Source organism: Mycobacterium sp. TH-M82, from assembly GCF_057473605.1.
Genome location: NZ_JBYCKY010000157.1, coordinates 1 through 12,548 on the forward strand (window position 1 = coordinate 1; position 12,548 = coordinate 12,548).

10 protein-coding genes and 3 pseudogenes are annotated in these 12,548 nt (G+C 65.3%); 3 read left to right on the top strand and 10 right to left on the bottom strand.

Features of this window, described 5'->3' with window-relative positions; all coding sequences use genetic code 11:
• Positions 1-982: aldehyde dehydrogenase family protein (locus AC2VON_RS04575; RefSeq protein WP_486951880.1), on the top strand; the 982-nt coding region annotated here is incomplete at its 5' end.
• Between the two features lie 41 nt (positions 983-1,023).
• A pseudogene (locus AC2VON_RS04580) lies at positions 1,024-1,373 on the top strand (metal-dependent transcriptional regulator); the annotation flags it as partial.
• A 151-nt stretch (positions 1,374-1,524) separates the two neighbouring features.
• Here AC2VON_RS04580 and AC2VON_RS04585 read toward each other — a convergent pair.
• From AC2VON_RS04585 to AC2VON_RS04620, 8 genes and pseudogenes are all read right to left on the bottom strand, one after another.
• Positions 1,525-1,677: pseudogene (locus AC2VON_RS04585) on the bottom strand (SDR family oxidoreductase); the annotation flags it as partial.
• A gap of 61 nt (positions 1,678-1,738) precedes the next feature.
• On the bottom strand, positions 1,739-3,331 hold the full coding sequence (locus AC2VON_RS04590; protein ID WP_486951881.1) for an acyl-CoA synthetase: 1,593 nt from the start codon (positions 3,329-3,331) through the stop codon (positions 1,739-1,741).
• Positions 3,328-4,293, bottom strand: coding sequence for an alpha/beta hydrolase (locus AC2VON_RS04595; protein WP_486951882.1), 966 nt, complete (start codon positions 4,291-4,293; stop codon positions 3,328-3,330). Before AC2VON_RS04595 ends, AC2VON_RS04590 begins: the two co-directional genes overlap by 4 nt.
• Positions 4,290-5,519 (bottom strand): acyl-CoA dehydrogenase family protein, encoded by a 1,230-nt coding sequence (locus AC2VON_RS04600; protein WP_486951883.1) that lies wholly within the window; start codon positions 5,517-5,519, stop codon positions 4,290-4,292. Before AC2VON_RS04600 ends, AC2VON_RS04595 begins: the two co-directional genes overlap by 4 nt.
• 14 nt (positions 5,520-5,533) lie before the next feature.
• Positions 5,534-6,403, bottom strand: coding sequence for an SDR family oxidoreductase (locus AC2VON_RS04605; protein WP_486951884.1), 870 nt, complete (start codon positions 6,401-6,403; stop codon positions 5,534-5,536).
• A 9-nt stretch (positions 6,404-6,412) separates the two neighbouring features.
• Entirely contained in the window at positions 6,413-7,276 is an 864-nt protein-coding gene (locus AC2VON_RS04610) for a MaoC/PaaZ C-terminal domain-containing protein (protein WP_486951885.1), read from the bottom strand.
• A gap of 2 nt (positions 7,277-7,278) precedes the next feature.
• Complete coding sequence (locus AC2VON_RS04615) at positions 7,279-7,719, bottom strand: type II toxin-antitoxin system Rv0910 family toxin (RefSeq protein WP_486951886.1); 441 nt, start codon at positions 7,717-7,719, stop codon at positions 7,279-7,281.
• Between the two features lie 40 nt (positions 7,720-7,759).
• A complete protein-coding gene (locus AC2VON_RS04620; RefSeq protein WP_486951887.1) occupies positions 7,760-8,950 on the bottom strand; it encodes a lipid-transfer protein in 1,191 nt (396 codons plus the stop codon).
• 263 nt (positions 8,951-9,213) lie between these two features.
• On the opposite strand from AC2VON_RS04620, the gene AC2VON_RS04625 reads away from it, so the two are divergent.
• A complete protein-coding gene (locus AC2VON_RS04625; RefSeq protein WP_486951888.1) occupies positions 9,214-10,752 on the top strand; it encodes a PE-PPE domain-containing protein in 1,539 nt (512 codons plus the stop codon).
• A gap of 211 nt (positions 10,753-10,963) precedes the next feature.
• Here the strand turns inward: AC2VON_RS04625 and AC2VON_RS04630 are convergent, their stop codons facing one another.
• Together AC2VON_RS04630 and AC2VON_RS04635 are read right to left on the bottom strand one after the other, a co-directional pair.
• Positions 10,964-11,365, bottom strand: a complete 402-nt coding sequence (locus AC2VON_RS04630; protein ID WP_486951889.1) for a hypothetical protein — start codon at positions 11,363-11,365, stop codon at positions 10,964-10,966.
• Between the two features lie 152 nt (positions 11,366-11,517).
• Positions 11,518-12,495 (bottom strand): annotated as a pseudogene (locus AC2VON_RS04635) (transposase); the annotation flags it as partial.
• Positions 12,496-12,548: the final 53 nt, after the last annotated feature.

A 12,548-nucleotide genomic window follows, 5' to 3' on the forward strand; every position in this document is an offset into this window, starting at 1 on the left:
CATGCCCAAGCTGATCCCGGCGTTGATCGCGGGCTGCACCGTCATCGTCAAACCGGCACCCGAGACACCGTTGGACGCACTGTGGCTGGCCGAGATGCTGGAGGAGGTCGGCCTCCCCGAGGGCGTGGTGTCGGTGCTTCCGGGCGGGCGGGAGGCCGGCGAGCACCTGGTGCGCCACCCGCAGGTGGACAAGATCGCGTTCACCGGCTCGTCGGCGGCCGGCCGCCGGATCGCGGCGATCTGCGGCGAGCAGCTCAAGCGGGTGAGCCTGGAGCTGGGCGGCAAATCCGCGGCGATCGTCCTCGACGACGCCGACATCGGGGAGACCGTGACCGCCCTGAAGACGGCCGGGTTGATGAACAACGGGCAGGCCTGCGTGGCACAGACCAGGATTTTGGCGAGCGAACGCCGCTACGGCGAGGTGGTCGACGCGCTCGCGGAGATGATGGCCGGCCTGCAGATCGGCGATCCCGCCGACGACGCCACCGACATCGGCCCGCTGGTCGCACAACGCCAACAGCACCGCGTTCAGGGCTACATCCGGTCCGGAGTCGACGAGGGCGCCCGGATCGTCGTCGGCGGCGACGACGCCCCGGCCGACCACGGGTGGTATGTGCGGCCCACCCTGTTCGCCGGTGCCAACAACGAGATGCGCATCGCCCGAGAGGAGATCTTCGGCCCGGTGCTGACGGTGCTGCCCTACACCGACGAGGCCGACGCGGTCCGTATCGCCAACGACAGCGACTACGGCCTGGCCGGGTCGGTGTGGACCTCCGACGTGGCGCACGGCCTGGAAGTCGCCTCGGCGGTGCGCACCGGCACCTACGGCGTCAACATGTACAGCCTCGACATCAGCACCCCGTTCGGCGGGTTCAAGCAATCCGGCATCGGCCGCGAGTTCGGCGCCGAGGGTCTGGCCGAGTATGTCGAGTTGCAGGCAGTGGTCAGCAAGGACGCGATGCCCCCGCTGCCGAGCGCCTAACTGCACCTTTCTCACTCGTTGTGGTTCTCAACGCCCTCTGATCAGACCGGCTGGTGGCACGCATCGACGCCAAGCTGGGTTTCCCGCAGCGCGATCCACACGGTGACCCGATCCTGGGCTCCGACGGCAAGTACCCACGCCACCAGCCCGCCAGCTATGGTCATGCGCCGGCGGCGGCACCGGCACCGTGGCCCGGATATCCGACAAAGACCCCGAGATGCTGTGCTACTTCGACAGCATCGGGATCAGCCTCGACTCGCGGCTGCGGGTGCTGACCCGGCGTGAATTCGACGGGATGATCTCGATTGCGGTCGAATCGGCTGACGGCGCACCCACCACGGTCGATCTCGGACGCCCTGCCGCACAAGCGATTTGGATTGTAGCGCAGTAGCCCTAGCTGTTTCCGCCCGCGATCGCGCGAGCGTGATAGGCATCCCGGGTGGCTTGACCCATCGCGAGGAACGCCTGCCCGGCCCTGGTGACAGGGGTCCGAGAACACGCTCCGCGTCGTCGAGGAGCGCGGCGAAGCATCGCGGCGAGGCGACAACAAGCGGCAACGCGACAATGTCGCCTGAATGACTGGCCGCGACTTGCTCGGCAAGATCGGCGTCGAGATCTCCGATCGCTACCTTAGCTCCGGCGGCGGTGATCGCCTCTGCGGTGGCCAGCGCGATCCCACGCGCGCCGCCGGTGATTGCAACGACCCGACCTTATTTGCGTTGTGTTCATGCTGACCTGGTGCCTCCTCAACGTGTGCTAGTTGTCGACCAGCCGGTTTCGCAGCAGCTTGCCGGTTTCGTTGCGCGGCAGCTCCTGCACGAATACCACGTCGCGAGGAACCTTGTGGCGGGCCAAGTGGGATCGCACGAAAGACTTGACGGCATCGGCGTCCAAGTTGGCATCTGAGCGGCTGACGACGAAAGCGGCCAACCGCTTGCCGAAGTCTGGGTCGTCGACACCCACTACCGCGGCCTCGACGACGTCAGGATGGTCATCGAGCAGATTCTCGACTTCGCGCGGAAAGACATTCTCTCCGCCGGAGACGATCATGTCGTCGTTGCGTCCGTCGACGAACCACAGCCCGGTTTCATCGAAATGCCCAGTGTCCCCGGTGGATAACAGCCCGTCGACGATTTCCTTGTATCTGCCGTCGGTATACCCGGCTAAGCTCAGACCGCTGGATACGAACAGGGTGCCCACCCGCCCGGGTTCGGTGATCTTGCGGCGGTGCTCGTCGTAGCAGGCCAGCCGGCAACCGACGGGCGGGCGGCCGACGGTGCCCGGCGCGGCGCGGAGTTCTTGCGGCGTCGCGATCGCAGCAGCAGCCACCTCGGTCGAGCCGTACAGGTTGTACAGCACGTCGCCGAACACTTCGGCGGAGCGGCGGCACAAGTCCGGAGACAACGCCGACCCGGCGGCGAAAACGACTTCCAGCGACGAGGTATCGTATCGGCGAAGCGTTTCCGGGCCCAGGTCGAGGATGCGCTGCAGCATCGTCGGGACGAGCACCAGCGCGCCAGCGCGATGCTGCACGATAGATTTCAGCGTCGACTCGGGATCGAAACGGCCGGCCAGCACGATGCGGTTACCGAGCGCCAGCCCCAGCGCGCACGTTGCCAGACCGGTGGCGTGGAACAGCGGCGCCGCGACGCAGTAGGCGCCGTGGCGCGGCCAGGGGATTCGGTCGAGCAGTTGCGCCGATTGCAGCGGGTCGATCCGGTTGCGCAGTGCGCCTTTTGGCGTTCCGGTGGTACCACTGGTCAACAACACCATGCCGCCCGGCCGGGCTGGAGCCGGTAGTCGGGACCGCGACTGCCCGTTGATCAACGCGTCCTGCTCCTGGCTGCCAATCCACCCCGTCCCTTCGGGCAGCGCGTTGAGCAGGACGGCGAATTGGTCGTCGGCGACCATGCAGCTGACCTTTTCGCGGGCAACGACATCAGCCAGCTGCGGCCCGGCGAAGCCGGTGTTCATCAGCACGACCCGAGCGCCGATTCTGTTCGCCGCGCTCAGCGTGACGACCACCGAGCGATGATTGCCGCTCAGGACGCCGATCGCCTGGCCGGCTCGAATGCCGTTGGCCTGCAACCCACGCGCCAGCGCGTTGGATCTCGCGTCGAGCTGACGGAAGGTGATCGTGCCTCCTTCGTCGGTGATGGCCGGCGCGTCACCGTAACGGGCCGCGGTGTAGGTGGTGAGCCCGCCGAAGGCGCCGTAGCGCCGCATCGCCACGAACACCCGCAGTGCCCAGTCGGGGCGGCACGGGTCGACCATTCCGCGGCGCACCAGCACCCGGGCAGCGGACAGCCGGTCGCGCACCTGGTCGAAAGCCCTTGTCGGTGCGCTCACGAGGTGGCGCCGCCTTGCGCTACGGCGGAGCGGAGAAACGCTCCGGCCGCCTTCAGGCTGGCCCGTCCTTGCTCACCCGGCCAGAGCCAATAGCCGTGCATCAGACCCGGCCAGACATGTTCTTGGCAACGACCACCGGATGCGAGCACCTGTGCGGCGAACGCCTCGGCATCGGCGCGCATAACTTCCCTCGTGCCGTAATGTATCTGGATCGGGGGTAGGCCGGAGAGGTCGGCATTCAGCAGACACAGCCGCGGGTCCGCGGCGTCATGGGCACCCACGTACAACGCCACAGCGCGGGCGGCGGCACGCGGGTCAAGCGGCTGGCGCCCGATACGCCGATCGGCGATGCACGCCCGGTACGCCGGATCGATCAGCGGGCCGAACAGCGCGAGCGCTGCCGGAGCGGGCAGCCCTTCGTCGCGTAGTCGCAAAGCAAGCGCAACCGCGAGGTGCCCACCGGCTGAGTCGCCGGCAACCACCAGCTTCGCCGGGTCGTGTCCCCCGGCGAGAAGCCAACGGTAGGCGGCGAAAACGTCGTCCTCCGCTGCCGGGAAGGGATGCTCGGGCGCGAGCCGGTAATCGACGGCAAAACTGGGCATGCCGGAGTATTGGGACAGATACGAGGCGAACCCGCGATGGGTCCGCGACGAGCAGATTAGATAGCCGCTGCCATGCAGCAGCAGAACGGTCCCAACGCCGTCGAGGGCTTTCGGCGCCCACACCCATTCGCCGCGCACCGCTCCGGTGACCGGCTCGACGCGAATACCGGGGATCACCGGGCTGGTCCGGGCGATCAGATAGTCGGCGGCGGGCCGCATCCCGGCCAGCAACCACTGCCGAGACAGCAGCGCGTTGAGCGTGATGTTGACCATCAGTCGCGAGACCGGAAAGTAGCTCAACCGGTCAACGGCGGCGATCGAGCCACGCCGCAGGCCTTTTGCCGTCACGCGGGTGTTCATCCGGCGAGCAACCCCTTGGCGATGTGGGTTACCTGGACCTCGTTGCTGCCGGCGTAGATCATCAACGACTTGGCATCCCGGGCCAGCTGTTCGACCCGGTACTCGGCCATGTAGCCGTTACCGCCGAAGAGTTGCACGGCCTCCATCGCGACGTCGGTGGCGGCCTCTGATGAGTACAGTTTGATCGCCGAAGCCTCGGCCAGCGAGGGCACCCGGCCGGCCTGCATCTTCTCCAGCGTTTGAAACACCATGTTCTGCACATTGATCCGGGCAACTTCCATCTTGGCCAGCTTGAGCTGAATGAGCTGTAACTGACCGATGTTCTGGCCCCATAGGGTGCGGGTTTTGGCGTAGTCGACGCAGCGCCGGTGACATTCGTTGATGATGCCCAACGCCATCAGCGCGACGCCGAGTCGTTCGGCAGCGAAGTTCGCTCGGGCGCTTTCCCGGCCGTCGCCGCTGGCATGCTGCTCGGCCTCGCCAAGCAGCCGGTCGGGTGTGAGCCGGACGTTGTCAAAGAACAATTCGCCAGTCGGCGATGACATCATGCCCATCTTCTTGAACGGCTTACCCTGGGTTAGCCCCGGCATGGCCGAATCAAGCACGAACGGCAACACCGGTCGGTTGCGCTTATCCACGGAGCCGTCATCGAGTTTGGCGTAAACGATCAGGATGTCGGCGTACGGGCCGTTAGTGATGAAGGTCTTTTGCCCGTTGAGCAGGTAGTCTTCGCCGTCGCGCTTAACTGTGGTCTTCATTCCGCCGAACGCATCCGAGCCGGAATCTGGTTCGGTGATCGCCCACGCCGCAATCTTTTGCAGGGTCACCAATTCCGGTAGCCAGCGCTCCTTCTGGGCGAGCGTCCCGCGGCTCATGATCGTGCCCGCACCGAGGCCGAGGCTGACACCGATCGTGGAAAGCAATCCGATGCTCACCCCGGCGAGTTCGGACACCAGCACCGCGGCCATCGACGCCTGCGCACCCAGATTTCCGAATCCGGCTGATGACTCAGTCTCAGCTTGGCGGGCCCGTTCCTTGTCCAGCATCGTCTTGACTGCTTCGGCGGCCATTATGTCCAGGCCGAATTCACTGAACAGCTTGCGCGCAATCGGATACGGCGAAAGCTCACCGGTCTCCAGCGCGTCTAGCTGCGGCCGGATCTCCTTGCCGATGAACCCCCGCACCGCATCCCGCATGATCAGGTCGGTGTCAGACCATTCGAACATCATCTGCTCCTTGATTACCGCGGCAGCCGGGCGGCGATATCGTCGAGCAGCCACACACCGTCGGTCTCGATGGTGTCGACGTCGTGCCAACCGGAAAGGGCCGAAATCGCGCCGCCCTGAACGGCATACACCTTGCCGGTGATCGGGCACTTCTCGGTGGCCAGGTAGGCCACCAGCGGCGAGATGTTGGCCGGGCTGAACAGGTCGGGCTCGCCTTTCACGGGTTCGCCCATCAGCGTGCCCATCCCGGGTGTGGCCAACGTGAGTCGGGTGCGTGCGATCGGTGCGATCGCGTTGACCCGCACCCCATAGCGCTCCAACTCCTCGGCGGCGACCAGGGTCAGGGCTGCGATTCCCGCTTTGGCCGAGGCATAGTTGGCCTGGCCGGCGTTCGGCAGCGTCAAACCCGAACCCGAGGCGGTGTTGATCACCGCGGCGTTGGGGTGGTCACCGGTCTTCGATTGCGCCTTCCAGTAGGCGGCGGCGTGCCGCAGCATCGCGAAGTGACCCTTCAGGTGGACGGCGATCACCGCGTCCCACTGCGCTTCCTCCATGCCGGCGATGAACGAATCGCGCAGGATGCCGGCGTTGTTGACCAGGATATCGAGACCGTCGAACTCATCGATCGCCTGCTGCACAACGCTTTCCGCGCCGCTCCAGGTTGCGATGTTCTCGGTGTTGGCGACGGCGGTGCCACCGGCGGCGATGATCTCGTCGACTACCTGCTGGGCCGGACCGCCGTCGGTCCCCTCGCCGGTTTTGTCGCCGCCGAGATCGTTGACCACGACCTTGGCTCCCTCCTTAGCGAACAGCAAGGCGTGCTCGCGCCCGATCCCGCGGCCCGCTCCGGTGATCACCGCAACCCGGTCGTCTAATGCGCCCATGCCAATTTCCTATCTGTCGCTGATCTCGGCCAAGCCGTCGGTGATAACGAAATCTTCATCGCGCCCTGTCTCGAACACGTAGGTTGTGCTGCCGTTGTGCTGAGCTTTCGTCCAGATCCGAGTCTCCAGGTCGTCGCCGGGCAGCACTGCCTTGGAGAAGCGCACCGCGAACCGCTTGAGCCGGTTGACATCCGAACCGGCTACCTCGGTGAGCAAGGCCCACGAGGTGAACGCCATGGTGCACAGCCCGTGCGCGATGATTCCGGGCAGACCGGCGGACCTGGCCACCTCGTCATCGAGGTGAATCGGCATCGGGTCACCGGCTGCCGGCGAATAGCGAAACGTCTGGTCGTTGTCGATGTGCTGCACGACCTTGGCTACCGGCGCCCGGTCGCGCAGCTTCTCGTCGAACTTGTGGTTGGGGCTCAGTTCGCCGACCGCTTTGCCGACATTGAAGCCGCGCACGAACGTCGTGACGTACTGCTCGTTGACGAGCTCACCATCCTCGGTGCGGCATTCGAGCAGGATCGCGGCGCGGGTGCCCTTCTCCAGACCTTGATATCCGATCATCTTGCCGCGCGAGACGAGCTTGTCCCCGGGGCGGATCGGCCGGTGGAAGTGGAAGTCTTGTTCGCCGTGCACAATTCGGGGGATCGCCTCGACCGGCATCGCGTCGACTGCCGGGGTGAGCAGGGCTTCGAAAACGGGGACGATCGCGAACACCGGTGGCGCGACGTCCCCGCTGCGGTGCGCTTCGATCGGGTCGTTGGTGGCCGCGGCGTACTCGGCCAGCCGCTCCCGGGTCACGTCGAACTGCTCGTCGTCGGTCCAGCGGTTTAACCCGGTGTCGTCGAACTGCATCGGCTCAGTCATGCTCACGCCGACGCTGAGGCGAGCGCGTCGAGCTGGTCGAGCGTCTTGTCCAACTGCTTGGCCCCGTCCTTTTCCACCGCCTTGCCCAGCGCGCCTTTGATCATCGCGCCCTCGAAATCCCCGAGAACAGTAAATTTGGAGCCGCTTTCGGCCGGTGCGATGGTGAAAGTGAATTGCGCCTTGACGCCAGCCATCCCGGTGCCGGCCAGCACCAGGCTGCGCGGGGCGTCCACCGATTCGATCGTCCACTCGATTTTGTTGGCCATCCCCAGCATGACGATCTTTGCCGTCAGCTTGGCGCCTTCGGTCAGTGTGTCGGGCGGCTGCTCCAGCCACTTCTCGTGGACGGTAAACCATTTGTCCCAGTTGGCAAGGTCGCTGACGGTCTGCCACAGGGCCTCAGGATGGGCCGACAGTTGCCGGGTAGCTTCGATGTGTCCCACGGTTGTTTCTCCTTGTTCTGTTCCAAGCCGGTGGTTCTGTTTAGCGTTCGGCCCGCTGGTACGCGGTGACGACGGCGGCGCCGCCGAGGCCGATATTGTGCTGCAGTGCCGCGGTGACGCCCTCGACTTGCCGCTTGTCGGCGACGCCGCGCAGTTGCCAGTTCAGTTCGGCACACTGCGCCAGCCCGGTGGCCCCGAGCGGGTGTCCTTTGGAGATCAGCCCGCCGGAGGGGTTGACCACCCAGCGTCCGCCGTAGGTGGTGTCGCCGTTGTCGATCAGCTTGCCCGCCTGGCCCTCGGCGCACAGGCCCAGCGCTTCGTAGAGCAGCACCTCATTGGCGGAGAAGCAGTCGTGCAACTCGATCACCTGGAAGTCCCCGGGCCCCAGACCGGATTGATCGTAGACGCGTTGTGCGGCTTGGACATTCATGTCGTAGCCGATAAGCCCCTTGCAGGTGCCGTCGAAGCTGCTGGCGAAGTCGGTGGTCATGGCCTGTCCGACGATCTCCACCGCCTGGCCGGCCAGGCCGTGCTTGTCGACGAACGCCTCGGAGGCCAGGATCGCGGCACCCGATCCATCAGACGTCGGCGAACATTGCAGCTTGGTCAGCGGGTCGTAGATCATCCGCGACGCCAGGATGTCATCGAGTGAGTAAGACTCCTGAAACTGCGCGTACGGGTTGTTGACCGAATGCTTGTGGTTCTTGTAGCCGATCTTGGCGAAATGCTCCGCGGTGGTGCCGTATTGCTTCATGTGCTCGCGACCGGCGGCCCCGAACATCCACGGCGCCACGGGAAAGAGCACCTCGGATATCTCGGCCAGCGCCAAGATGTGCTTGTCCATTGGGTTCGTGCGGTCGTCGTAGGTCGACTCCAGCGAACCGGGCTTCATCTTCTCGAAGCCCAGCGCGATGGTGCAATCGGCGAGTCCACCGCGAATCGACTGCGCGGCAAGGTACAACGCGGTCGACCCGGTAGAGCAGTTGTTGTTGACGTTGACGATCGGGATCCCGGTCAGGCCCAACTCGTAGAGTGCCCGCTGCCCCGACGTCGATTCGCCGTAGACGTATCCGACATAGCCCTGTTCGATCAGGCGGTAGTCGATGCCGGCGTCCTCGAGCGCCTTGGTGCCCGACTCGCGGGCCATATCGGGATAATCCCAGCCCTCGCGACGGCCCGGCTTCTCGAACTTCGTCATCCCGACACCGATGACGTAGACGTGGTTTGACATCACACTCCCTTAGACGAGATCGGACGGACTAACCCTCGATAAACATACATGACTGATTGCATCTTTACTAATCGCCGGGACGGGTGCATGCTGTATCCATGTCAATCCAGGAACTAGTCGTCTTGCAGCGACGATTCACAACTGAATGCGCTGTGGGCCGTTCACCGCTTCCGAGGAGGTGTCTCATGACACGGCTGGGATTCCGTTCGCTAGGTACTGTGCCCTTAGCGATTACCGGTACCGCCCTACTCGGACTCATGGCGATGACGTCACCGCTTGCGTTCGGGCCGCACACAGTCACGACGCAAGTGACGTTGCTGGATGACGAGGCGCTGATCATGAACGGCACCGGACCGTGCTGCGTGACGCCCGCGACACCGCCGTATCCGGTTCCCGCCGGCTACATGGCCGAGGCTCAGAATTTCATCAGCCCACACTTCCCCGGATACACCTCGGTCGGCCTGCCTATATCCGATCAGCTGGCACCGGTCACCGGACTGGACAGCGAGCCATTCGGCCTCTCTCTGCAGCAGGGCACCGAGGTTTTGAACACCGCGATCATGAACCAAATTGCCTCCGGCAACGACGTAGTGGCGTTCGGGTACTCGCAGAGCGCAACGGTCGAAACCATGGAGCTGCAGCGGCTGGCCGCGCTGCCGGCCGACGAACGGCCGAGCCCAGACCAGCTCGCCTTCGTGATGATCGGTGATGGCAACAATCCCGATGGCGGCCTGCTGGAGCGATTCGACGGCGCTTTCCTCCCCTCTTTTGATGCGTCGTTCTCCGGCGCGACCCCCGCCGATGTGTACCCCGCTGACATCTACACGGCGCAGTACGACGGGTGGGCCGACTACCCGCAATACCCGCTCAACATCCTGGCGGACCTCAACGCCTTGTTCGGCATCGCATACGTACACGGCACCTACCCGCTTTTCACGCCCGAACAGATCGCGGCGGCTCAGCAGCTTCCGACGGTGGGCGACACCCTGACCCACTACTACCTGGTGCCCACCGAGAATCTGCCGCTGCTGGATCCGCTGGAGCAGTTCGGCGCGCCGCAATGGCTGATCGACCTCGTCCAACCGGACCTACGCGTGATCATCAATTTGGGTTACGGGGACGGGCCCGCAAACGTGCCCACCCCGGCCGAACTGTTTCCGACCGACGTCAACCCGATTACCGTGCTCGACAACCTCGTTCAAGGCACCGTAGAGGGGATCAACAACGCGCTCACCGACGTCGGGCAGCCCGACCTGCCAACACAGATCACTGGACCCGTCACCGACTTGGAGACCGCACTGTCCGGCCTGGCCAGCGCGATTAATCCCGGCATCCAAGACTCCAGTAACAGCCTGCAGGACGCCCTGAACAGCGTCACCGTTCCCACCCCACTCGCCGACGCACTCAGCCCCGTCTCCGACACGCTCGGTTCGGTGTCCACCTCGCTTTCTGGGTTATTCGACAACCAAATCGATCCGGGCATCCAAAACGGCGTGTACGACATCGCTGATTTGCTGCAAAACGCGCTGCCCAGTGCCGACGCTTCCGGCAGGCTCGCGAACGGCATATTACTCATCGGGCAGGTGTTACCCACTGAACTCGAGCTGCCCGGCACCCTTCTCACTAATGATGTCAATTTCGTGGCTACCGGGCTCCAGGATCTGGTCGCCAATAACTTCGCCGGCTTCGTTCAAGAACTCCAACTCATCCCCACGGCAGACGTCAGCCTGTCGCTTTTGGCGGGTCTGCTTCCCCTGCTGGGGCTGGAGGACCTCATCTCCGGTGCTCCGTTAAGCCTCTGACCCGATTCCGCGAGTAAGCGGCGTAGCGGGGGAATCGGTGTTGATCTTGGTTTGAAGGCTGGCCGTGTTGAGTGCGGACGCGTGTCATTGCCCCGGGCCGCGTGGCGTCGGGTTGGGCGGTGATGGGATTCGGGGTTGGGGCCGAGGGGCTGCCGGAGCAGTGGGAAGGCGGAATGTTTTGCGCGACAGGGTCTTCTGATAGATAGCCGGATCAGGGCGGGGCGGGCAGCATCCGCAAAGTACCCAGTACAGCGGTGAGCAGATCGTATCCGCCGGGAGCTGGGCGCAGCACGAGCTGGCCTGCGTGGCGGACCAGCCGGGCGGGGATAGCGATGAGCCGGTGGCGCAAGGTTTCAATCATGGCTTTGCCGTCGCGGGTGCCGTGGCCGGCGGTCAGGTCCGGGCCGATGAGGGTGCCGGTGAGCTGGTGGCACCAGCCGGCGATACTCGCCGCGAGCAGTGATCCCCACATCCACGCGGTGTTGACCTGGGTATATCTGCTGGGCAGGTGACGCAACGCGGCGCCGTGCTTGCTGTCGCGGAAGATGTTTTCGACGCTGGTGCGATGCCGGTACCAGTGCTCGACTGCGACCGCCCGATCCGGGGTGGACACGTCGATGTTGGTCGCGATGAACGAGTACGCGTAGATCGCCTCGGCGTCGGCGAGTTCATCGAGTGGCAGTGCCCGCTGGTCGGGGTGCAGGGTACGGCGGCGCCGGGATCGGGGATCGGCTGAGACCTGCTCGGTGAGAGCCGCACCCGGCGGATCAGCAACCGGGTGCCCTCTGGCCAGTCGCGGGGCGCGTAGTCGGCGACCGCGACCTCGGCGTTGTCCATGTCGACGGCGGTGTGCCAGTCGGTTTCGCCGATACCCGAGAGCAGGCGCCACAGCGGGGCGATGCGTTTGGCGCCGATCGCGAACGCGATGTTCTCCTCGCTGGCGGCGCGGGCCAGCTGCCCGGCGAAGTAGCCGGCATCGACGCGCAACGCGACGTTTCCGCGGCATACCCGCTGCGGCAGCCCGGCCAGGGCGCGTTTGAGCAGCCCGGCGGCGGTGGCGCGGGGGTCATCGACACCGCTGCCCAGATCAGCGGCCAAGACGGTCTCGGTTTCGGCCCAGGTGGCCACGTGCGGGCGGCCCACCCGCTGGCCCTGGTGGTTGTAGGCCACGCCGCGTTTCTTGCGGCCGTAGACCTCCACGTCGGTGGCATCCACGTCGATCGTCACCGGACCCGAGGTCAACGCCTCGGCGCGATCCGGCGGCAACAACGCCAGCATTCGCTCGGTCACCGCGGCCACCCCCGATTCCACCGCGCGCCAGTGCTCGTCGGTGAACCGGCGCGCTAACCCGGCCGCGGTGGTCGACGCCAGGCCCGGCACCGGTGATAGCTTCTGTCCGGCCGCATCGGTGCGGACCCGGTCCAGCCCGACCAGGAAGTCCTGCCCGGCCAGCTGCGCCGACGCCAACCCGACCAGCAGCTCACCGGCACCGAATCCCCTATCGCGCACCTTGATCGGACCAACCGCCGCGTCCAGCGACGCGATCACGTCCAGCCGGTCGCACAACTCGGTGACCGCGACCATCCCAGCATTGCCGGTCAGGCTCGGATCCGGCGCGCTGACCCGCACCCGCCGCCCACGCTTGCCCAATCCACCACGTATCCTGTTCACCAGATGGGTGCCGCCTAACCTGCTCGATAAATCGCCTGTCTCAAGCCGAATTATCCCAGGCCACAACGGCATCCATCGCTAACCAACAGCCCGTGTCACCCACTTACTCGCGGAATCGGGTCTGA